The organism is Erythrobacter sp. HKB08 (assembly GCF_004114695.1).
Classification (GTDB): Bacteria; Pseudomonadota; Alphaproteobacteria; order Sphingomonadales; family Sphingomonadaceae; genus Parerythrobacter_A.
On record NZ_CP035310.1, the window covers coordinates 198,814 to 217,860 of the forward strand.

25 protein-coding genes and 1 tRNA gene are annotated in these 19,047 nt (G+C 62.4%); 9 read left to right on the forward strand and 17 right to left on the reverse strand.

Features of this window, described 5'->3' with window-relative positions:
• Nucleotides 1-67: 67 nt before the first annotated feature.
• Both EO245_RS00980 and EO245_RS00985 read right to left on the reverse strand, forming a co-directional pair.
• On the reverse strand, nt 68-814 hold the full coding sequence (locus EO245_RS00980) for a carbonic anhydrase (RefSeq protein WP_128891177.1): 747 nt from the start codon (nt 812-814) through the stop codon (nt 68-70).
• Between the two features lie 165 nt (nt 815-979).
• A tRNA-Gly gene (locus EO245_RS00985) sits at nt 980-1,054 on the reverse strand.
• Nucleotides 1,055-1,242: 188 nt separating this feature from the next.
• Here EO245_RS00985 and EO245_RS00990 point away from each other — a divergent pair.
• Nucleotides 1,243-2,163, forward strand: a complete 921-nt coding sequence (locus EO245_RS00990; protein WP_128893402.1) for a tetratricopeptide repeat protein — start codon at nt 1,243-1,245, stop codon at nt 2,161-2,163.
• 2 nt (nt 2,164-2,165) lie between these two features.
• The gene (locus tag EO245_RS00995; RefSeq protein ID WP_128891178.1) at nt 2,166-2,777 is read left to right on the forward strand and encodes an LON peptidase substrate-binding domain-containing protein; all 612 of its coding nucleotides are present in this window, start codon (nt 2,166-2,168) and stop codon (nt 2,775-2,777) included.
• Nucleotides 2,778-3,004: 227 nt separating this feature from the next.
• Here EO245_RS00995 and EO245_RS01000 read toward each other — a convergent pair whose 3' ends face one another.
• From EO245_RS01000 to argB, 5 genes are all read right to left on the reverse strand, one after another.
• Nucleotides 3,005-3,628 carry a MarC family protein gene (locus tag EO245_RS01000; protein ID WP_128891179.1) on the reverse strand — a complete coding sequence of 208 codons (624 nt, stop codon included), beginning with the start codon at nt 3,626-3,628 and terminating at the stop codon, nt 3,005-3,007.
• A 17-nt stretch (nt 3,629-3,645) separates the two neighbouring features.
• Nucleotides 3,646-4,410, reverse strand: a complete 765-nt coding sequence (locus EO245_RS01005) for a hypothetical protein (protein ID WP_128891180.1) — start codon at nt 4,408-4,410, stop codon at nt 3,646-3,648.
• A 40-nt stretch (nt 4,411-4,450) separates the two neighbouring features.
• Nucleotides 4,451-5,344 carry a bifunctional methylenetetrahydrofolate dehydrogenase/methenyltetrahydrofolate cyclohydrolase FolD gene (folD, locus tag EO245_RS01010; RefSeq protein ID WP_128891181.1) on the reverse strand — a complete coding sequence of 298 codons (894 nt, stop codon included), beginning with the start codon at nt 5,342-5,344 and terminating at the stop codon, nt 4,451-4,453.
• 4 nt (nt 5,345-5,348) lie between these two features.
• Nucleotides 5,349-5,621, reverse strand: coding sequence for a YggT family protein (locus EO245_RS01015; protein WP_128891182.1), 273 nt, complete (start codon nt 5,619-5,621; stop codon nt 5,349-5,351).
• Nucleotides 5,622-5,697: 76 nt separating this feature from the next.
• The gene (argB, locus tag EO245_RS01020) at nt 5,698-6,591 is read right to left on the reverse strand and encodes an acetylglutamate kinase (RefSeq protein ID WP_370246178.1); all 894 of its coding nucleotides are present in this window, start codon (nt 6,589-6,591) and stop codon (nt 5,698-5,700) included.
• Between the two features lie 241 nt (nt 6,592-6,832).
• Between argB and EO245_RS01025 the strand changes: the two genes are divergently transcribed.
• The 3 genes from EO245_RS01025 (at nt 6,833) to EO245_RS01035 (ending at nt 8,498) form a co-directional block, all read left to right on the forward strand.
• Nucleotides 6,833-7,366 carry a thermonuclease family protein gene (locus tag EO245_RS01025; protein WP_128891183.1) on the forward strand — a complete coding sequence of 178 codons (534 nt, stop codon included), beginning with the start codon at nt 6,833-6,835 and terminating at the stop codon, nt 7,364-7,366.
• A 72-nt stretch (nt 7,367-7,438) separates the two neighbouring features.
• The gene (locus EO245_RS01030; RefSeq protein ID WP_128891184.1) at nt 7,439-7,816 is read left to right on the forward strand and encodes a hypothetical protein; all 378 of its coding nucleotides are present in this window, start codon (nt 7,439-7,441) and stop codon (nt 7,814-7,816) included.
• Nucleotides 7,817-7,820: 4 nt separating this feature from the next.
• Nucleotides 7,821-8,498 (forward strand): hypothetical protein, encoded by a 678-nt coding sequence (locus tag EO245_RS01035; RefSeq protein WP_128891185.1) that lies wholly within the window; start codon nt 7,821-7,823, stop codon nt 8,496-8,498.
• A gap of 3 nt (nt 8,499-8,501) precedes the next feature.
• On the opposite strand, the gene EO245_RS01040 is transcribed toward EO245_RS01035, so the two are convergent.
• Both EO245_RS01040 and EO245_RS01045 read right to left on the reverse strand, forming a co-directional pair.
• Nucleotides 8,502-8,750 carry a YdcH family protein gene (locus EO245_RS01040; protein WP_128891186.1) on the reverse strand — a complete coding sequence of 83 codons (249 nt, stop codon included), beginning with the start codon at nt 8,748-8,750 and terminating at the stop codon, nt 8,502-8,504.
• A 74-nt stretch (nt 8,751-8,824) separates the two neighbouring features.
• Complete coding sequence (locus EO245_RS01045) at nt 8,825-9,289, reverse strand: hypothetical protein (protein ID WP_128891187.1); 465 nt, start codon at nt 9,287-9,289, stop codon at nt 8,825-8,827.
• A 215-nt stretch (nt 9,290-9,504) separates the two neighbouring features.
• On the opposite strand from EO245_RS01045, the gene EO245_RS01050 reads away from it, so the two are divergent.
• Nucleotides 9,505-9,918 (forward strand): hypothetical protein, encoded by a 414-nt coding sequence (locus EO245_RS01050; RefSeq protein ID WP_128891188.1) that lies wholly within the window; start codon nt 9,505-9,507, stop codon nt 9,916-9,918.
• Here the strand turns inward: EO245_RS01050 and EO245_RS01055 are convergent.
• The gene (locus tag EO245_RS01055; RefSeq protein WP_128891189.1) at nt 9,915-10,820 is read right to left on the reverse strand and encodes a sulfotransferase domain-containing protein; all 906 of its coding nucleotides are present in this window, start codon (nt 10,818-10,820) and stop codon (nt 9,915-9,917) included. The genes EO245_RS01050 and EO245_RS01055 overlap by 4 nt on opposite strands.
• 137 nt (nt 10,821-10,957) lie before the next feature.
• On the opposite strand from EO245_RS01055, the gene EO245_RS01060 reads away from it, so the two are divergent.
• A complete protein-coding gene (locus EO245_RS01060; protein WP_128891190.1) occupies nt 10,958-11,410 on the forward strand; it encodes a hypothetical protein in 453 nt (150 codons plus the stop codon).
• Nucleotides 11,411-11,489: 79 nt separating this feature from the next.
• Here the strand turns inward: EO245_RS01060 and EO245_RS01065 are convergent, their stop codons facing one another.
• Both EO245_RS01065 and EO245_RS01070 read right to left on the reverse strand, forming a co-directional pair.
• Nucleotides 11,490-13,337, reverse strand: coding sequence for an NACHT domain-containing NTPase (locus tag EO245_RS01065; RefSeq protein WP_128891191.1), 1,848 nt, complete (start codon nt 13,335-13,337; stop codon nt 11,490-11,492).
• Nucleotides 13,338-13,388: 51 nt separating this feature from the next.
• Nucleotides 13,389-14,438, reverse strand: coding sequence for a ribonucleotide-diphosphate reductase subunit beta (locus EO245_RS01070; protein ID WP_128891192.1), 1,050 nt, complete (start codon nt 14,436-14,438; stop codon nt 13,389-13,391).
• A 208-nt stretch (nt 14,439-14,646) separates the two neighbouring features.
• Between EO245_RS01070 and EO245_RS01075 the strand changes: the two genes are divergently transcribed.
• Entirely contained in the window at nt 14,647-14,958 is a 312-nt protein-coding gene (locus EO245_RS01075; protein ID WP_128891193.1) for a hypothetical protein, read from the forward strand.
• Between the two features lie 198 nt (nt 14,959-15,156).
• Here EO245_RS01075 and EO245_RS01080 read toward each other — a convergent pair whose 3' ends face one another.
• The gene (locus EO245_RS01080) at nt 15,157-15,336 is read right to left on the reverse strand and encodes a hypothetical protein (protein WP_128891194.1); all 180 of its coding nucleotides are present in this window, start codon (nt 15,334-15,336) and stop codon (nt 15,157-15,159) included.
• 192 nt (nt 15,337-15,528) lie between these two features.
• Between EO245_RS01080 and EO245_RS01085 the strand changes: the two genes are divergently transcribed.
• Nucleotides 15,529-15,771 (forward strand): DUF2171 domain-containing protein, encoded by a 243-nt coding sequence (locus tag EO245_RS01085; protein ID WP_128891195.1) that lies wholly within the window; start codon nt 15,529-15,531, stop codon nt 15,769-15,771.
• A gap of 163 nt (nt 15,772-15,934) precedes the next feature.
• Here EO245_RS01085 and EO245_RS13325 read toward each other — a convergent pair whose 3' ends face one another.
• From EO245_RS13325 to EO245_RS01100, 4 genes are all read right to left on the reverse strand, one after another.
• Nucleotides 15,935-16,102: a hypothetical protein gene (locus EO245_RS13325; protein ID WP_164931232.1), complete on the reverse strand. Its 168-nt coding sequence runs from the start codon at nt 16,100-16,102 to the stop codon at nt 15,935-15,937.
• A 137-nt stretch (nt 16,103-16,239) separates the two neighbouring features.
• Nucleotides 16,240-16,515 (reverse strand): hypothetical protein, encoded by a 276-nt coding sequence (locus tag EO245_RS01090; protein WP_128891196.1) that lies wholly within the window; start codon nt 16,513-16,515, stop codon nt 16,240-16,242.
• Complete coding sequence (locus tag EO245_RS01095; RefSeq protein WP_128891197.1) at nt 16,512-16,895, reverse strand: hypothetical protein; 384 nt, start codon at nt 16,893-16,895, stop codon at nt 16,512-16,514. The genes EO245_RS01090 and EO245_RS01095 overlap by 4 nt, the downstream gene beginning before the upstream one ends.
• 9 nt (nt 16,896-16,904) lie before the next feature.
• Nucleotides 16,905-18,941 carry a ribonucleoside-diphosphate reductase subunit alpha gene (locus tag EO245_RS01100; RefSeq protein WP_128891198.1) on the reverse strand — a complete coding sequence of 679 codons (2,037 nt, stop codon included), beginning with the start codon at nt 18,939-18,941 and terminating at the stop codon, nt 16,905-16,907.
• Between the last annotated feature and the right edge of the window lie 106 nt (nt 18,942-19,047).

Below are 19,047 nucleotides of genomic sequence, written 5' to 3' on the forward strand. Positions count from 1 at the left end.
CGCAGGCCGAAAATCCAAGTGGCCCGCAGCACAAGGCTACGGGCCACAGGGGAGGAACCTTGTCCTGTCAGCCAGCCGGAGCGACCAGCAGGCGACCGTTGAGCGGCTGAACCGGGCGCGCATTGTCGCCCATGATCGCGCGCATCGCGTCGAGCTGCTCGGCACTCGCTTCGACGGTGTCCTTGGCGACATGCCAGTTCACGCCTTCGCTGCACGGCGGAGTCGTGAGCGAGCCCTGGAAGCGGTAGACGTCGAGATCGTCGGGCAGCATGCCGTTGGGATCGATCGTCACGCCGCCGACGGTCCGCGGAGCGGTCTTGGTGGCAGGGGCGGCATCGACCAGCTTCTGCAGCTCGCCGTTCGCCGCGCCTTCTTCGAACAAGACGCCGAGAACCGCGAGATTGCCGTCGCTGTCGGCGTGAACGAAATGTGCGACCATCGGGTACTGCTCGCCATGCATCACTTCTTCCGACGGGGTGTGGAAGTGGACCTGGATCAGGTCGAACTGCATCGTGCCGCTGGTCAGCTTGGAACCGGCGGCGAAATTCGCCTGCACGGTGTGACCGTTGTTGAGGATGGTCAGCGGCCCCGGCGCGTAGGCGGTGAAGACCGACACATCGCCGCGCGCATTGGCCTCGGCAAGGTCGATCGGCGACTGCATCAGCCCCTTGCCGCACAGTTCATAGTCGGGCGAGAGGGAGCCCCAGTTGTCCGGGCCGGTCGCACCTTCATACGACCAGTCGGCGGCCATCGCGGTTCCGGCAACGGCGAGCGCGCAGGCTCCGGCAAGCGAGAATTGGGTAAGACGTTTCATGCATTCCTCGAATCTTCTGAGTGGATGCCGCCTTTAACCGCACCCGGGTTTGAAAGTTTCAACGGAATGATATGCGTCTTTCGATAGGTGCTGCCTATCGACTTTGATCAGACGCAAGAAAACCGGCGCCGGATGGCACCGTTCTCGATCGTCGATTTGGGAAAATGGAGCGGGCGAGGCGATTCGAACGCCCGACCCCAACCTTGGCAAGGTTGTGCTCTACCCCTGAGCTACGCCCGCTCACTGGCGCTCTACCGGAAGAATCGTGTTCGTCCCGGTGGGGAGGCGGCCAACTAGCAACGGTTTTGCAGCCCCGCAAGCGGAAAAATCACTTATTGCGCGCCCCCTTCACATTACCCGCGAAAGGCCCACATTGGGCGCGACTGATTCACACCAATTCGATCCAGGGGTATCAAGTTTTGGCCAGTATGGGACTGAACCTCGACGAGCAGAAAGCCGTCGACCGCTTCAAGAAGGATGTCGTCGAACCGTCGATGACGCAGCTCGTCGTGCTCGACTTCTGGGCCGAGTGGTGCGGGCCGTGCAAGGCCCTCACCCCGGTGCTCGAGAAGGTCGCCGCCGACTATGCCGACAAGGGCGTCGTGCTGGTCAAGGTCAATGTCGACGAGGAACAGTTCATCGCGAGCCAGTTCCAGGTCCAGTCGATCCCGACCGTCTATGCGATGTTCCAGGGCCAGCCGGTTGCCGACCTGACCAGCGCGCGGACCGAATCGCAATTGAAGCAGATGCTCGACCAGATCCTCGGCCAGCTGCCGATCCAGCCGGGCGCTGGCGGTGCAGGGGCCGAGCCGAAGCAGGACGTGTCGCAATTCGTCGAAATGGCCGACCAGGTCCTGTCGGAAGGCGACAACGAGCGCGCTGCCGGTATCTATTCGCAGGTCATCGGCATGGCGCCCGATAACGCCGCCGCCCATGCGGGCCTCGTTCGCGCGCTCGTCGGCGCAGGCCATGTCGAGGAAGCCAGGCAGGCGCTTGCCGCCGCCGAGGCTGATCCCGCCCTCGCCTCCGACCCGCACCTCGAACAGGCCCGCAGCGCGATCGAACTTGCCGGAACGCAGGTCGACGACGGCGAGCTTGCCGCGCTGCGCGAGAAAGCCGAAGCCGACCACTCCGACATGGACGCAGGCCTCGCCTATGCCGAAGCCGCCTATGCCGCCGGCCAGCGCGACGAGGCCGCCGACACGCTGCTGCGCATGATCGCCGCCGACCGCGAATGGAACGAGGGTGCCGCGCGCACCAAGCTGCTGCAGATTTTCGAAGCCGTCGGGCTCGAAGACGAATGGGTCGTCACGACGCGCCGCCGCCTCTCGCGAATCCTCTTCGGGTAATCATGGCCGAGCGCTTCGCCATCTTTCCCCTGACCGACGCGATCCTCTTTCCGGGATTGCACCTGCCGCTGCACATCTTCGAGCCGCGGTACCGGGCGATGGTGAGCGACGCGCTGGTCAAGGATCGCCGCATCGGCATGATCCAGCCGCAGCGCCCGACCGAGGGAGCCCCGCTCTTCTCGATCGGCTGCGTCGGCAAGATCAGCAATGTCGAGGCGCTCGACGACGGGCGCTACAACCTCGTGCTCGAAGGCGAGAGCCGCTTCCGCATCCTGCGCGAACTCGACGTGAAGACGGCCTATCGCCAGGTCGAAGCCGAGCTGATCGCCGAACCGGAGGACGAGGTGCTTTCGAGCGTCGAGCGTGCCGGCTTCGAACAGGAAGCGCGCCGCTTTGCCGATGTGCAGGGTTACAGCGTGGATTGGGATTCGGTGCAGCGTCTGGACGACGTCAGCCTGATCGACGGCGTATCGCAGATCGCGCCGTTCGACCCGGCGGCGAAGCAGGCCCTGCTCGAAGCGCCGAACCTGCGCGAGCGGTGCGAGCTGCTCATCCAGCTGATGCAGTTCTTCACCCACCGCGACGACGGCGACGAGATTATCACTTTGCAGTAATTGCGAACCGGCATCCGCCGGTTCGTCCTCGGGGCTGTTCCTTCGCTTTGCTACGGGCCCCTGCGGGCGGCCGCTTGGCCTTTGACTGCCGTGACCAGGAACAAATTCGCAATATGGCGGAGGTTCGGTCGGCGACCCGCCGACCGCAAGGGCGACCGCCCGCCCGCAGCGGGTGCAGCTTGCTGCACATCTAGCGAGGACGAACCCGCGGAGGCGGGTTCGAAACCCTATATCCCAAAGCTGCCTTTGAGGCCGTCGATCACATATTGCGCGGCGAGGGCTGCCAGCAGCACGCCGAGCAGGCGGGTAATCACCGCTTCCACACGGTCGCCGAGCAGGCGGATCAGCGGACCGGCTGCGACCAGCGAGACCATGGTGATCAGCATGACCGCAACGAGAGCACCAAGCACGGCGAGCGTCAGTTCGACCGTGTCCGCCTCGTTCATCAGCAGCATGATCGCCGCGATCGCGCCGGGTCCGGCAAGCATCGGCATCGCCATGGGGAAGACCGACACATCCTCAACCTCTGGGGTCGAGGCGATCTTCTCCGCGCGCTCCTCGCGCCGCTGGGTGCGCTTCTCGAACACCATTTCGAAGGCGATCCAGAACAGCATCAAGCCGCCCGCGATGCGGAAGCTATCGAGCTCGATATGGAGCGCGCCCAGTAGTTCCTCGCCCGCGAAGGCGAAGAACAAGAGGATGGTGAGCGCTATGACAGACGCGCGGATTGCCATGTTGCGCGCCTGCGCATTGCTCGCGCCCTTGGTCAGCCCGGCATAGATCGGCGCGCAGCCCGGCGGGTCGATCACGACGAACAGCGTGATGAAGGCGGAGATGAAAAGTTCGACCATGAAGTCCCGCTAGCAGATTATTCGCCGCCGCCAACCGGCATCGGCCGGTCGAGGAAAGTTCGCCACTCGCCTTCGCTGAAATAGCTCGCGACGACGCGGCGGCTGCCATCGTCGCCATGCTCCCAGCGCCAGCGCAGCGTACCGTCGGGCGACTGCGCTTTGGCATGCTCGGTGTTGTTGGGCACGAGGTCCATCGGCGCTGCGGGAAGAGCCTCGCCCGGCGCGAGGCAATCGGCGACATAGCCCTGGATCACTTCACCGGCCTGGACGAGGATCGCATCGTCCTCGGCCTCGTCCTGCGGTTTCTTCTCGGGCTGCGGATCGTCGGGCGAGCCGATGTCGTAAACCCAGCGGTAGGAGAGATCGTCCTGCCGTTCCCACACGGTGATGAAAGTGCCGACCAGCCCTTCCGGATCGCGGAAGCGGCCCTGGCTCACGGCGATCTTGCCGTCGCAGCTCATCCAGACCGAGCGGGGCGCCCAGTCGACGGCCTTGGCCGGATCGTCGAGCGATGCGAGCCACGGGCGTGCCTGGATCGGGCCATTGCGTCCGTGCAGCACGGCATCGGGGGCGGAAAACTGGGTGAAAGCGGTCCACTGCCCCTCTTCGCGCGCGGCGCGGGCGAAGGCGGTTTCGGTCGCGACGATCTTGCCCGGCTGCGCTTCGCCCGGTGCATTGGCCAGCGCGCGCTCGATGATGCGTTCGGGAATGCGCGGCTGGCGCGGTGCGGCGCAGGCGGTGATGGTGACGGCGAGAAGCGATACGGCAAGGAGCTTGTGCATCGGATGCATCTAGCCGCCCTGCCGGTCCTTGTCGAAGCCCTTAGAGCCCGTCTGGAACCTCGAGGCCGGCATTGCGATGCGCCGCGACCAGCGTGTTGCGCAGCAGGACCGCGATGGTCATCGGACCGACACCGCCCGGCACGGGGGTAATGGCCGCGGCAACGTCGCTCGCTTCGTCGAAGGCGACATCGCCGACCAGCCTGCCCTTCTCCTTGCCCGGTTCGGGCGGGAGGCGGTTGATGCCGACATCGATCACGGTCGCGCCGTCCTTTAGCCAGTCGGCCTTGACCATTTCGGGCCGGCCTACGGCAGCGACGACGATGTCCGCGCGCTTGACCACGGCGGGCAAATCCTTCGTGCGGCTGTGCGCGATGGTGACGGTCGCATTGGCATCGAGCAGCAGCTGCGCCATCGGCTTGCCGACGATGTTGGAGCGGCCGATCACGACCGCCTCGAGACCCGAGAGGTCGCCCAGACGGTCCGCCAGCAGCATCATGCAGCCGAGCGGGGTGCACGGAACGAAGCCGCTCTGTCCGACCGAGAGGCGACCCGCGTTGATGACGTGGAACCCGTCGACGTCCTTGTCCGGGCTGATCGCGGAGATGATCGCCTGCTCGTCGAGATGGTCCGGCAGGGGCAGCTGCACGAGGATGCCGTCCACCGCATCGTCATTGTTGAGCTTATCGACCAGCGCGAGGAGGTCCGCTTCCGACGTGTCGGCCGGCAGGCGATGCTCGAAGCTTTCCATGTTGGCGGCAACGGTCGCCTTGCCCTTGGAGCCGACATAGACCTGGCTCGCCGGGTCCTCTCCCACCAGCACCACTGCGAGGCCAGCCTTGCGACCAGCCTTCTGTTCGAACGTCGCGGCCATTTCGCCGACGCGTTCGCGCAGGCGGGCGGCAAATGCCTTGCCGTCGATGCGGGTGGCACTCATGCGGTCAGAGCCTCGTCAGGACGATGATGACGGCGTTGATCAGCAGGATCAGCACCATGGGAGAAAAGTCGATTGCGCCCGTATCGGGCATGACGCGGCGGATCGGACGCAGCAGCGGCTCGAGCAGCGCGGCGATCGAGCGTTCGACCTGGTAGAAGAAGGCGTTGTCGCGGCCGATCACGTTGAAAGCGAACAGCAGCCCGATGATGAACCAGATGATGACGATCATGCTCAGCGTGTTCGCGAGCATGATCAGGATACCGACAATTGCGTCCATGTGCGTCCTCTAGCAGCAGGGTTGCTGGCTATATGGGGAAGGTGTGTCGCAAGGGCAATACGCCTTCGGCCAGCTGTCAACCGGCGCGGACGAGCGTTCCTGCCCCGCGTTCGGTGAAGAATTCGAGCAGCATCGCATGCGGCACGCGCCCGTCGAGCACGACTGCCGCATCGCAGCCGCTTTCGACCGCTTCGACACAGGTTTCGAGCTTCGGGATCATGCCGCCGCTGATCGTGCCGTTTTCCCGCAGTTCGCCGATGTCCGCCGGGGTCAGCTCGGTCAGCAGTTCGCCCTCCTTGTCGAGCACGCCCGCTACATCGGTCAGCAGGAACAGCCGCGCAGCGCCCAGCGCACCGGCGATCGCGCCGGCCATGGTATCGGCATTGATGTTGTAGGTGTGACCGTCCTCGCCTGCGCCGATGGGTGCGATGATCGGGATCATCCCGGCGGACACGGCGGTGTCGATGATGGTAGTGTCGACCCGGCTCGGCTCGCCCACGAAGCCGAGGTCGATCGCCTGCTCGATATTGCTTTCCGGGTCCTTGACCGTGCGTTCGACCTTGCTCGCTGTGACGAGCCCGCCGTCCTTGCCCGAAATGCCGATCGCCTTGCCGCCTGCATTGGCGATCCAGCCGACCAGTTCCTTGTTGATCGCCCCTGACAGGACCATCTCGGCCACTTCGGCGGTTGCCTTGTCGGTGACGCGCAGGCCGTCGACGAAGGTGCTCTCGACGCCCAGCTTCTTGAGCATCGCGCCGATCTGCGGGCCTCCGCCATGGACCACGACCGGGTTGATGCCGACCGCCTTCAGCAACACGATATCCTCTGCGAATTCGCGCGCCGCCTTGGGATCGCCCATCGCATGGCCGCCGTATTTCACCACGAAGGTGCGCCCGGCATAACGCTGGAAATAGGGCAGCGCCTCGATCAGCACCGATGCCTTGCGCGCGGGATCGACCATTTCGCCCATCATTTCGTCACTCGTCGCAGCCATGAGAAAACGCCTGCCCTCCATCGTCCGGAAGGCAGGCGTCTAACGGGCTGCGGGGCCCGTGGCAAAGATTCGTGCAACGCAGCATGTCCGATCCCGGTCGGGCGGGCGCTAAGGCATTGACCTGACATGCGGCTTCGACAAGATCGCACCCCAGGCAAATGACCAAACCAACTTTCCTCACCGCTCCATTCGCAGCAAGCCTTGCCGGAGCCCGCCAATGGTAAACCGCCCGAAGTTCGATGCGGCCTGGCAAAGGCGCCGCCGCCTTGCGGCAGTCGGGCGCTGGGCGCGCACTTTCGTCCCGCTCGCCGCAATCCTGCTGCTGGGCTGGTGGCTTACGAGCGCACCGGCCGAGCCGGAAGGCGAGTGGGAGGAGATGCAGCTGGGCTTCGGCATTTGCGGCGAAGGCGGTTTCGAAGCCTGCGTGATCGACGGCGACACCATCGCGATCGACAGGCGTCGCATCCGCCTCGCCGGTTTCGACACGCCGGAAATCGACGGGGACTGCATAGAGGAACGGACCCTCGCCCGCGAGGCACGGGCCGAGCTTGCACTCTGGCTCAACAGCGGAGCCTTCCTCGTCGACGGTGGGGCAAGTCCGCCGCGCGACGAATACGGGCGAGAGCTGCGCAAGGTCCGCCGCGTCATCGAGGGCGAGGACCAGTGGCTCGCCGAGTGGATGGAAGAGAAAGGCTATTCCCGGCCGCGCGAATTCGGCGCCGGCAAGACCGACTGGTGCACTGAGGATTAGCGCGGCCGCCCGCCTTGTCCTTTGTTCGCAAAGGCGTATCCTTGCGCACCGGAACAAGAGGGGATCTGGACAATGACCGACAATATCTCGCCGTCGCCGCCACCGCCGCCTCCGGCAAATGGCGGGTTCGACATGAACCACCCGACCATCATCAGCCTGCTCTACCTTGCGAGCTTCTTCACCGGTATCACCGGGCTGGTCGGCGTGATCCTCGCCTATGTCTGGCGCGACGGGGCGGAGGCATGGGAAGCCTCGCACCTCACCTATCACATCCGGACCTTCTGGATCGGCGTGCTCGGCACGGTCATCGGCGTGGTGCTGTCGATCATCCTCATCGGCTTCTTCCTGATCATCGCGGTTGCGGTGTGGATGGCGGTGCGCAGCGTGCTTTCGATGGTGAAAGCCCAGAAGCGCGAGCCGATGCCCGACCCGCAGACCTGGCTGTTCTGATACGATGAAGCTGAAGATCGGCGCGGCGCTGGCTGCCGCTACCCTGCTCGCGTCCTGCGAACGTCCTCCCGAGGCGGCGCAGGACGAGTTCTGGGCGGCGCTGCAATCGCATTGCGGCAATGCCTATGCGGGCAAGCTCGTCAGCAACGATGCGGCCGACGCCGATTTCCAAGGGGCGGAGATGATCGCGCATTTCCGCCGCTGCACGGACCAGAGCATCTCGATCCCGTTCCATGTCCGCACCAAGGACGGCGAATGGGATCGATCCCGCACCTGGATCATCAGCCGCGTGATCGACGATGGCAATGCAGCGCTGAGCCTCGACCACGACCACCGCCACGAGGACGGCTCGAGCGATCCGGTGACCTATTACGGCGGCATCACGCGCACGCCGGGTCAGTCCGACTACCAGGCGTTCGAAGTGAGCGAAGGCAGCATCGCGCTGTTCGAACGCGAGGGGCTGACCGCTTCGGTTACCAACACCTGGGGCTTCCAGGTCGATCCGATGGGCACGCCCGACGCGATCTTCGCCTACGAACTGGTCCGCTCGACCGAGAAGGGCGCGCCGGAAGACCGGCACTTCCGCGTCGAATTCGATGCGACCAAACCGGTCATGCCGCCGCCCGCGCCGTGGGGGTTCGAGAACGACCAGGCGCTCGGCGAAGCGGTGGCGGAGGACTAGTCCTCAGCCGCTGGCCTTGGCGAGCATTCCGGAAATCTGGTCGACCAGCGAGAGGCGCTGCTTCTTGAGCTGCTCGGCATGATCGTCGCTCACCGGCTCGACCTCGGTCTCATGGCGATGGATGTCGCGGTTTACCGCGTGATATTCGTCGGCGAGCTTGCGGAAATGCGCATCCTCGACCTTGAGCTTGTGCAGCAGGTCGGCGTGCTGCGGAAATTCGTCATGCAGCTCGTGCGGCGTGTGCTGGGACATTGTCGGACATTCCTTCCACTCGTTGTTCCTGCGCAAACCCTTACCGAGCGATCAGACCGCCACATTGATCGAGGTCAATTCCCGCTGCGGCCGGCCATGATTCCGAAGCCCGGGACCGCGCGCGTCTCGACGTGGCCGCGGTGGTACATGTCGAGATAGATCTCGCTGCGTTCCGGCTCGCTGCCGGGGCAGGTGACGATATAGACGTCCATGATGTTTCCGTAGCGCGAAATGCCGGCGCTGCCTGCCCGCTCGAACTGCGGCGCCTTGAGGTCCTGGCACCTGAGGGTCGCGAGATAGCGGCGCTGGCCGGGAGGCATTTCGGCGCGCACCGGGTTTTCCGCGCTGCCGAGCGGGTACTTCTCGGCCTCGGCCAGCTCGCGTTCGAGAGCTGCGCCCTGCACTTCGGATTCGCCGGCGAGCATGCGCGAGAGGAGCGCGGCGGTATCGCCGTCGCGTTGCTGCGAAGTGGTGGCGGTTGTCGCGCACCCGCCAAGCATCAGCGCCGCTGCGGCGCTGGCGAAAACATATCTGAACATGGGCAACCCTCCCTTGTGGAACGGGGAGGATGACAGACATTCCAGCGCCCGGCGAGGGCAAAAGCGCGCGAGGCTAAATATGTAGGAATGTTACACTTGTTACGCTGTTCGCGCAGGTGCTTGCGCGCGCGTTTTCAGGGCCGCCGCATCACCGGAGCGGCGAGGCTAGCGCGCTGCATTCGTGTAGGAAAGCCATCTCTGGTAGACTGCGTCCCATGTCGAAGAAGCATCTCGTTCCCTGGGCTGCGACCGCCTATTTCGCGGTGATCTTCGCGCTGGGTTTCGCGCTCGGCACGCTGCGGGTCTTGTGGGGTGCGGAAGCGCTGGGCGAGACGCGTTTCGTGCTCGTCGAGATACCGCTCATGCTGGCCGCGAGCTGGGCCGCCGCGCGCTGGCTGACGCACCGCTATCGCATCCGGCAGGGCGGGCGCGCGCTGGCGATGGGCATGGCGGCGTTCGGCCTGCTGATGGTGGCCGAGATCGCGCTGGCGGCGGCGACGGGCGAAGGCGCGCTTGCATGGCTGGCGAGCCTCGCGCGGCCGCCCGCGCTCTACGGCCTGCTCGGCCAGGTCGGTTTTGCGCTGATGCCCTGGCTGGTCGTTATCAGCAGGGGTCCGGCGGGCCGCTAGGCGAGCGTCGCGGCAAGCTCCGCGTAAGTGGCGTGGCCGGTGACCGGCGCGACACGCTCGGCCCACATCGCGTCGATTTGCTCCCCGATGGAAGCGGGCAGCGGCAGGCGCCGCTCGTTCTCGCCGCGCACCTTGGAGCTGTCGCTGTCGAGCGGCAGGCCGAGGCGGCGGTGAATCATCGTGCGCATCAACAGATCGTCGAAGCGGTCCTTGTGCGCGAGCATGTATTCGCGGCTGGTGCGCGCCTCGACCATGTCGGTCGCATCGCGGGCGATGGCGATCCCCATCAGCTCGGCCACGCGGGCGATCGCGCTGCGCTTGTTGGCGATGATCCAGCGATAATCGAGCACCAGCGTATCGGCCTCATCGCGCCGCGCCCACCAGCTCAGCAGGTGCTTGAAATAGTCGACCCCGCTCGGGCCGCCGCGCGACCAGACTGGCATGAATTCCTCCGGCTGGATCGTGCCGGGTTCGAACAGCCAGCCTTCGAAGAAGTGGTACATCGACATATAGGCCTCCTTCGGATCGCGCAGCGACACGAGGTAGCGCATGCCCGGCGGCAGGCCTTCGTAATGCAAGTGGCTCTTGAAGCCGCGGGGGTTGGCGACCTGCTCTGCATTGATGTCGGTTTCGGGCAGCAGGATGCCCATCTCGATCCACGGGGTGACGCGGCTGATGTCGTCGAAATCCATGTCGCCGCCATCGGCGCTGGTGCGGATCTGGTGGAACATCTGCTGCAGCATGGTGGTGCCGCATTTGCCGAAGGGGGTGATGACGACATCGCTCGGGCGCGGGTCGAGCGGCTTGAACCCCGCGATCTCCTCCGCCGAGGGCGCGAGCTGCGCCATCATGGCCCCGTGTTCCTCGACCGACCGCGGCCGCGCGCGCACTGCTTCACCCATGCAAAGTCCCCTCCCAGAGATTTCCGGTGCGCCCGTTGGAGAGGAGCGTTGCATGAAGGCGGCGGCGGGGCAAGTGGCGCGTCGAGGCGCGCGAGCGCCCTACCCAGCGGGCGAGCGATCGCTTAGGCTCGTCCCCCGTGGCCAAGGCGACATCCTGCGAAGTGCCCGAAGGCAGCCTGCTCCAAGGCTTCGGCGCGCCCGGCGACTACCGCGACTGCTTCGCGCTAGAGGTGCCGGGCGAGGTCTCGCTCGCCGACTATATCGAGCGCTTCTACTGCAGCCCGGCCTTCCTGCCCGAACGCCTGGCGCTGCGCCTGATCGCGGGCCGAGCCTCCCGCTCCGACGCCCGCGCCCTCGCCCGTGGGGAGGCAGGCAGCTTCGCGGTATGGGAAGTGGTGGAGCGCTCAAGCACTGAAATACTGCTGCACTCGAAAGGCACCGGCACGGCAAGCTGGCTCGCGGTCAAACCGCTGGAAGGCAACACCCGCCTGCTGTTCGGCTCATGGGTCGGGGGGCTCGAGAGCTCCGGCTGGCGCTTCATGGAGCGGCCGCACCACTGGTACTCGCGGTGGTTGTTGGGTGGGGTTTGAATGGGTCACACGTTAGTCCTTGATCCCAACACAACGCTTCATCGCCAACCAACCGTAGGGTCAAAATCAAGCGAAAAAATTAGTCAAATAGAGAAGTTAAAAATTCTTGGCCTTTTTCACGACGCTTCCGTTGCGCGATGCGAATTCTATTGATGCTCCTCAAAACTCCCGTGTGATCTCCGACATAAAGAGCGTCAAAGAACTCTCCGCACTCCTCCGGCAGCTCGAAATTGAACACCTTCCCTTCATTGGGACGACTATCGGAATCATCAATATGGCTTGAAAATCCCTCAAGCCCGGCAATCCCATCACTTTCCATATTCTTAAGCGCGCTAACCACCGCCGCTTGCCATTCTTCTACTTCCGGAAGAAGTCGTCCTTTAGGTGACTCAAACATCTTCGGATAGAACCGCCTTAGTATCGCCAAACATCGGCTAAGCTTCGTCTCACTTCTTATCACAACAATGACAGACTTCGACAAAACATCCGCAGACCACCTAGGATAACATGCTCTAAGAAATTTCTCATTCCTGCCCCGAAGATTAGTTGGATACTTTTTAATTATGTCTTCGACAAAATCATAAGCCCACTCTTCTTCAACTCTCTCGGGATTCATTCCGTAAAGCATCGGAAGAACGTCATCATGAATTCGCAGGCTCGCTTCTTCTAAATATTTCTCCACAAATCCACTTGGTGCATTAGAGATGAATAGCGCGCAAAAATATTCTTGAAACGACCTGTGTACAAAGGAAATTTCAAATCCTTCTTCTTGAAGGAGGCAAACAGACTCAATAAGATCGTCAAGTATTTTGGTCGCATCTACCTCTAGATCCTGCTGCTTTATTGCTCTTTTCAGATACTCAATTGCCTCATCTCTATGAAATGCATAAGCTGATTTGGAGTAAGTGAAGACACAGAAACTTGAGAATATTCTCTTAAACTCTTCTGCGGTGCAGCCGGAATGCGTTTCACGCAAGAATTGGCTTTTCATCGCATCATGACGGCGGACCAAAGTATCGAATGCGTTGCGATAGAATTCATGCAAGCTATGAGGAATTTCAGCGTACTCCTCGAAAGTCAGCATGAGCATGATCGCCAGTAGAGGTGTATCGAGAAAACTCTCATGCTTTTCGAAAAACTCTGGCGTCAATCTTCGTAGAAACACTCGTTTCACATCTTCATCATACTTTGCCGTTTCAATTAGCGCGCGAGTTTGATCGTAGCTCATAGGCTTCAGATGCAGCACATGAGCGTGCTCCCAAGAGTGGAAACGATCATCGGAGCGCCCCGAGACAACAAGAGGACACGCCTCAAAGTCGTCGAGTATACTCAGTATCTGCGCCTCGATATGATCTCTGTCAGGGGGCGACACTTCATCGAACCCGTCCAAGATGAGACAAAAATAGCCCTTTTCTAAGGCGCGGAGGAAATCGGCGTAGCTGACACCGCTGTCGCCCCGATACTGTGAATGGAGAAATGGAAGAATCTCTTTCGAGGTGAGCGAATTAATTGATCGCAGTTCCAAAAAGAGTGGTATTTTACCCCGTGGGGCATGATACATCGAAAGCGCCAAGTATCGCATAAGGACGCTTTTGCCGCGCCCGGCGAGAGCCGACACCACGAACGAATCGCCACGCGCTATCCGATCGAGTAGATCTTCGACGGAATAGTCCTGCTCGCGGTCAGTCAACTTAACCGGAATATACGCTTGCAGAAGATCAATTGACTCGGTTGGACGCAAAAACGTCCGAATGGTTGAAACTCTTCGATAAGTTTTTTCTAGAAAGGGGGAATAGGCGTCAGCAAGCGTGTGGTACAGACGCCTAATTGCATCGACAAGCTTATTGTCTACGACTTGAGCTGCAGCACGCTCGGTTGCTTGAACAACAACCTCAGCTGCAAATTTATTTGTATCGAATTCGCTCATGACCTTGCGCTATCAAGGCCACGAAGAAAATCCAAGTATTTGTGTGTGTTTTTACTCCGCCGCGACACCCTCGCCGAACATGTCGGGGCCGTCGTCGAGGGCTTCTTCCTCGTTTGCGGCCTTGGCTTTCTGGCGCTTGTCGAAGCTCGACCAGACGTCCTGCCAGTTGCCCTTGGTCGCGCCCTTGGAATATTCGGTCGCGCGGGTTTCGAAGAAGTTGGCGTGCTCGACACCGTTGAGCAGCGGGGCGAGCCAAGGCAGCGGGTGGTCGTCGACCATGTAGATCGCCGGCAGGCCGAGCTGCGACAGGCGCCAGTCCGCGATGTAGCGGATGTACTTCTTGATTTCCTTCGCCGTCATGCCCGGGACCGGGCCGTCCTCGAACGCGAGGTCGATGAAGGCATCCTCGAGCCGCACGGTCTTCTGGCAGCAGTCGATGATGTCTTCCTTGACCGCCTTGGACAGGCAGTCGCGTTCCTTGGTGAAGGCGTGGAACAGGCGGGTGATGCCTTCGCAGTGGAGGCTCTCGTCGCGGACCGACCAGCTGACGATCTGGCCCATGCCCTTCATCTTGTTGAAGCGCGGGAAGTTCATCAGCATGGCGAAGCTGGCGAAGAGCTGGAGCCCTTCGGTGAAGCCGCCGAACATCGCCAGCGTGCGGGCGATATCCTCGTCGTTGTCGACGCCGAATTCCTGCAGGTAGTCGTGCTTGGCCTTCATCTCCTCGTATTCGAGGAACATGCCGTATTCGCTTTCCGGCATGCCGATCGTGTCGAGCAGGTGCGAATAGGCGGCGATGTGCACCGTCTCCATGTTGGAGAAGGCGGCGAGCATCATCTTGACCTCGGTCGGCTTGAACACGCGGCCGTATTTCTCGTGGTAGCAGTCCTGCACCTCGACATCGGCCTGGGTGAAGAAGCGGAAGATCTGGGTGAGCAAATTGCGCTCGTGATCGGTCAGGTTCTGCGCCCAGTCGCGGCAATCCTCGCCGAGCGGAACTTCCTCCGGCATCCAGTGAATCTGCTGCTGGCGTTTCCAGAAGTCGTAAGCCCACGGGTATTCGAAGGGTTTGTAGGTCTTGCGGGCTTCGAGCAACGACATGTTGTGTCTCCGTGGGTCTGGTTCAGCTTTCCATATAGGGAATCAGAAGGCCGATTCGAAGGCAAGGGAAAAGGATTCGGCGGGGATAATTCGGGACAAAAAATGCTTGCGCCGGCGCGACTCGCGGATGTGCCCCGAGAAGGGAGGCGCGGAACGGTCTGCGCACGTCGCGCGTTGATGGGGAAAGGAAATACGAAGGAGTACCCCCATGAGCCGCTACGAAGGCGAATATGCCCCGAACGACCAGCGCGACGTCACCCTGAAGGCCGGCGAAGGTTCGATCGAACCCGACCGCACCGGCCCCGAGATCGAGGCGATGCGCGACGACGAGAGCTCCGATGGCGCGCAGGTGAGCTACGGCAACAGCCGCACTGCCGACGGCACGATGGAGCAGGACCTCGCGACCGAGAACCTCGGCAACCGGCAGGCTGCAGCCGACCAGGTGATCGTCGGAGAAACCTCCGACCGCCCGGACGTGCGCGCCTATGCCGACGCCAACCCGACGGTCCAGTCGGCCTGATCACCAGCTTACGAAAAGAGGGGTAGTTCGGGCTTGCCCGTTTCCTCCCCTTGGCGGGCCCGGCCCGCACCCCCGCGCCCCGTCTCCCCAGTGGAGGCGGGGCGTTTTTTGCGCCCTACCGCTTCGCTACTTGAGGGCGTTTTTGTCCGCCCTATCGCTTCGCTGCTTGAGGGCGGGATGCCAGCCTATCGGGGTGGTTCAGGCCAGCATCCCGCCGAGGACGAAGGCGAGGGCCAGTGCGCCTGCGCCGACCAGCGCCATGATCGGCGCATTCTTCTTCGCGCGGGCCGCTTTTTCCGGGTCCTTGATGAGCTTGTGCGGGATGACCATCATCAGGATCCCTGCAAGCAGCAGCGCCAGTCCACCGTACGTCAGCATATCGAAACTCCCCTTCCGCTTGCCCCTGTTGGAGCAGGCGCGGAGGCCCGCTGGAATGCCATGGAACTGGCAGTCCGGGACCTGTCGGACACCACAACCAGCGAGCCGTGCATGGGCGTCGACGAAGCGAGGAACGGAAGCGCCCTTCCGCCCGTTATCCTAGTGTAACCAATTCAAACACAAGGGAATTTTATGTTCGAGAAGCTTCGCATCAAGGAACACATGGAAGTCGCAAATTCGGAAGGCGAGCACGTCGGTACGGTCGATGCCGTGCAGGACGACAACATCAAGCTGACCAAGTCGGACAGCGCCGATGACATGCACCACTTCCTCTCGATGAACGATGTCGACCGGATCGACGACAACCGCATCTACCTCAAGTCGGATGCGCATGTTCCGGAAGGCCTCGGCACCAAGGCGACGATGGACGCCTAACCACAAGACACAAGACGCGCGATACGGCGCGCCGGAAATGCCCGGCTCTCCCACGCGGAGGGCCGGGCTTTCTGTTGCCGGTTACAAGCCCAAGGGTTCCTGCAGGCAGGCGGGTCGTCATGGGGAGACGAGTCGCTGGGACCCGCCCGCCCGCAGGGTTCGGCTATGCCGCCCGGGCCAGCGCCAGCAGGGCAAGGACACAGCCGAAAAGCGAAAGGAGCGGCCCAGCGGTGAGCGCGGTGCGCCTGGTATAATCGTCACGCCGGCCGACAGCGAATGCGACCACCCCGAGCCCGGCGCTCAGCAGCATGGCGCCCATATTGAACAACATCGAAATCTCCCCTCGCCGCGTTTCATCACGCTTGCGATGGATAGAGACTGGGGCGCAGCGAGCCTCATGCACAATGGCATGGATATGGCTGCCAGGCTTATGGGACGCGCGAGCGAAGCGCTCTCAACAGGCTGGAATCAGGAGTTTTTCTTCGAGGAGAACCAGCTACCTCCGCCCAGCACGGTGATGCCGAGGAAGAAGCCGAAGTCGTACCAGCCGCCGCGATTGGGAACGGCATAGACCGCGATGTCGGGATCGAAGAGCGAGCCGATAAAGGAAAACGGGAAGATGAATCCGTGCCACAGCCCGAGCCAGAAGCCGGGCGAACCCGCCTCCTTCGCCACGCCCGCGTCGATCTGCGAGGCGCATGCGCTAAGTAAGAGCGCCAGGCCGATAGCCAGCAACATCCTCATGTCAAAAACAGACCCGCAAGGATTACGGCGATGGAGAGACCGATATAGCCAATCTGCACACTCATGATGGACGGAGGACGCATTGCCTCGACGAACTCTTCTTCGACTTCACGCCCACAATGTGCCTTGAGAAAAGAATATGCCGCGAACTGATGTTTGAGGTTCTGCGTAAAGCCACCCCAACATGCGACCATGAAGAGCGCGGAAAGCGAAACGACCATCGTACGGGTGTCGGAGGCAGTGAGTTGAACCAAAGCTGCGAATGTCGCCGCGATGCCTGCAAGATAGAGAGAGGCTAGCGCCAGCGACCCCAGTTTTAAGGTCGTCAGCGTCGCCATGGCATCCGATGGTTTAACAGCAAGCTCCGGAGCGTTGCTCAAGGACACCTCCTACTGGCAGCTCAGGCACTCCTCGTAGTCGGTCTGTTCGCCTGCGTTGAGTTCGAACTTGGTCGCTTCGGAGGTGTTGTCCGCCTCCACGCCGCCGGCGAAACCGGCGCGCTGGACCGACTTGGAGCGCAGGTAATAGAGCGACTTGATGCCCTTCTCCCACGCCTGGAAGTGCAGCATCATGAGGTCCCACTTGTCGACGTCGGCCGGGATGAACAGGTTCAGCGACTGCGCCTGGTCGATATAGGGCGCGCGGTCGGCCGCGAATTCGAGCAGGTAGCGCTGGTCGATTTCGAAGCTGGTCTTGAAGGTCGCCTTTTCCTCGTCGCTCAGGAAGTCGAGGTGCTGGACGCTGCCGCCCTTCTCGAGGATCGAGTTCCACACATTGGTCGAATCCTTCGACTTCTCGCGCAGGAGCTTCTCGAGATAGGGGTTCTTCACCACGAAGCTGCCCGAGAGCGTCTTGTGGGTGTAGATGTTCGCCGGGATCGGCTCGATGCAGGCGCTGGTGCCGCCGCAGATGATCGAGATCGACGCGGTCGGCGCGATCGCCATCTTGCAGCTGAAGCGCTCCATCGCGCCCATTTCTTCCGCGTCCGGGCACGCGCCGCGTTCCTGCGCGAGCAGCATGGAAGCTTCCGATGCCTTGCCCTGAATGTGCTTGAACATCTTCAGGTTCCACACCTTGGCCATGGCGCTTTCCATGGGGATGTTCTTCGACTGCAGGAAGGAGTGGAAGCCCATCACGCCGAGGCCGACGCTGCGCTCGCGCTCTGCGGAATACTTGGCGCGGGCCATCTCGTCCGGCGCGCGGTCGATGTAGTCCTGCAGCACGTTGTCGAGGAAGCGCATGACGTCTTCGATGAAGGCCTTCTCGGTGCTCCACTCGTCCCACTTTTCGAGGTTGAGCGAGCTGAGGCAGCACACTGCCGTACGGTCGTTGCCGAGATGGTCGATGCCGGTCGGCAGGGTGATTTCCGAACACAGGTTCGAGGTCGAGACCTTGAGGCCCAGTTCGCGGTGATGCTTGGGCATCATGCGGTTCACCGTGTCGGAGAACACGATGTAGGGCTCGCCCGTTGCGAGGCGGGTTTCGACCAGCTTCTGGAACAGGCTGCGCGCATCGACATCGCCGCGAACCGTGCCGTCCTTGGGCGACTTGAGTTCGAAGCGCTCGCCCGCGCGCACCGCTTCCATGAACTCGTCGGTCAGCAGCACGCCGTGGTGCAGGTTGAGCGCCTTGCGGTTGAAGTCGCCGCTCGGCTTGCGGATCTCGAGGAACTCCTCGATTTCCGGGTGCGACACGTCGAGGTAGCAGGCGGCCGAACCGCGGCGCAGCGAACCCTGGCTGATTGCCAGCGTCAGCGAATCCATCACGCGCACGAAGGGAATGATGCCGCTGGTCTTGCCGTTGAGGCCGACCGGCTCGCCGATGCCGCGCACGTTACCCCAGTAGGTGCCGATGCCGCCGCCCTTGGACGCGAGCCAAACGTTCTCGTTCCACGTGCCGACGATGCCGTCGAGGCTGTCGGAAACCGAATTGAGATAACACGAGATCGGCAGGCCGCGCGTCGTGCCGCCGTTAGACAGCACCGGGGTTGCCGGCATGAACCACAGCTTCGAGATATAGTCGTAGAGCCGCTGCGCGTGTTCCTGGTCGTCGGCATAGGCATCCGCGACGCGCGCGAAGAGGTCCTGGAACTTCTCGCCCGGCAGCAGGTAGCGGTCGATCAGCGTTTCCTTGCCGAATTCGGTCAGGTTCGCATCGCGCGATTCGTCGATCGTGATCTCGAAGCGGCGATCCATCACCTTCTTCGAATCGTCCTGCGGCGCGGCAGCAGCCTTTGCCGCTTCCATCATCGCGCCCGCGAGCGCTTCGTTCGCCTTTTCCGCGACGAGCTCTTCAGAGCCCTTGTCCGCCTTGTCCATCTTTACCGCAGCCTTCGCCTTCGCGGGGGTTTGCTTGGTCGGCGCGATCGTTTCTTCGGTGTCCTGATCGAGCCCCATCGCCGCATCGTCCCCAGTTCTGAATTCCATGTCTCGCCCCGCTCTTATCGAACATCGCGCCCTGCGCAGATGTTCCTCATCCGTTCGATTCGGCGAAGCTGTCTCCGCCTAGCATTTTTTCGCGTCCCGAAGGGGA

Coding starts and splice junctions, on each gene's coding strand:
- EO245_RS00980 (WP_128891177.1), bottom strand. CDS start 814: ATGAAACGTCTTACCCAATTCTCGCTTGCCGGAGCCTGCGCGCTCGCC.
- EO245_RS00990 (WP_128893402.1), top strand. CDS start 1,243: ATGGGACTGAACCTCGACGAGCAGAAAGCCGTCGACCGCTTCAAGAAG.
- EO245_RS00995 (WP_128891178.1), top strand. CDS start 2,166: ATGGCCGAGCGCTTCGCCATCTTTCCCCTGACCGACGCGATCCTCTTT.
- EO245_RS01000 (WP_128891179.1), bottom strand. CDS start 3,628: ATGGTCGAACTTTTCATCTCCGCCTTCATCACGCTGTTCGTCGTGATC.
- EO245_RS01005 (WP_128891180.1), bottom strand. CDS start 4,410: ATGCACAAGCTCCTTGCCGTATCGCTTCTCGCCGTCACCATCACCGCC.
- folD (WP_128891181.1), bottom strand. CDS start 5,344: ATGAGTGCCACCCGCATCGACGGCAAGGCATTTGCCGCCCGCCTGCGC.
- EO245_RS01015 (WP_128891182.1), bottom strand. CDS start 5,621: ATGGACGCAATTGTCGGTATCCTGATCATGCTCGCGAACACGCTGAGC.
- argB (WP_370246178.1), bottom strand. CDS start 6,591: ATGGGCGAAATGGTCGATCCCGCGCGCAAGGCATCGGTGCTGATCGAG.
- EO245_RS01025 (WP_128891183.1), top strand. CDS start 6,833: ATGGTAAACCGCCCGAAGTTCGATGCGGCCTGGCAAAGGCGCCGCCGC.
- EO245_RS01030 (WP_128891184.1), top strand. CDS start 7,439: ATGACCGACAATATCTCGCCGTCGCCGCCACCGCCGCCTCCGGCAAAT.
- EO245_RS01035 (WP_128891185.1), top strand. CDS start 7,821: ATGAAGCTGAAGATCGGCGCGGCGCTGGCTGCCGCTACCCTGCTCGCG.
- EO245_RS01040 (WP_128891186.1), bottom strand. CDS start 8,750: ATGTCCCAGCACACGCCGCACGAGCTGCATGACGAATTTCCGCAGCAC.
- EO245_RS01045 (WP_128891187.1), bottom strand. CDS start 9,289: ATGTTCAGATATGTTTTCGCCAGCGCCGCAGCGGCGCTGATGCTTGGC.
- EO245_RS01050 (WP_128891188.1), top strand. CDS start 9,505: ATGTCGAAGAAGCATCTCGTTCCCTGGGCTGCGACCGCCTATTTCGCG.
- EO245_RS01055 (WP_128891189.1), bottom strand. CDS start 10,820: ATGGGTGAAGCAGTGCGCGCGCGGCCGCGGTCGGTCGAGGAACACGGG.
- EO245_RS01065 (WP_128891191.1), bottom strand. CDS start 13,337: ATGAGCGAATTCGATACAAATAAATTTGCAGCTGAGGTTGTTGTTCAA.
- EO245_RS01070 (WP_128891192.1), bottom strand. CDS start 14,438: ATGTCGTTGCTCGAAGCCCGCAAGACCTACAAACCCTTCGAATACCCG.
- EO245_RS01075 (WP_128891193.1), top strand. CDS start 14,647: ATGAGCCGCTACGAAGGCGAATATGCCCCGAACGACCAGCGCGACGTC.
- EO245_RS01080 (WP_128891194.1), bottom strand. CDS start 15,336: ATGCTGACGTACGGTGGACTGGCGCTGCTGCTTGCAGGGATCCTGATG.
- EO245_RS01085 (WP_128891195.1), top strand. CDS start 15,529: ATGTTCGAGAAGCTTCGCATCAAGGAACACATGGAAGTCGCAAATTCG.
- EO245_RS13325 (WP_164931232.1), bottom strand. CDS start 16,102: ATGTTGTTCAATATGGGCGCCATGCTGCTGAGCGCCGGGCTCGGGGTG.
- EO245_RS01090 (WP_128891196.1), bottom strand. CDS start 16,515: ATGAGGATGTTGCTGGCTATCGGCCTGGCGCTCTTACTTAGCGCATGC.
- EO245_RS01100 (WP_128891198.1), bottom strand. CDS start 18,941: ATGGAATTCAGAACTGGGGACGATGCGGCGATGGGGCTCGATCAGGAC.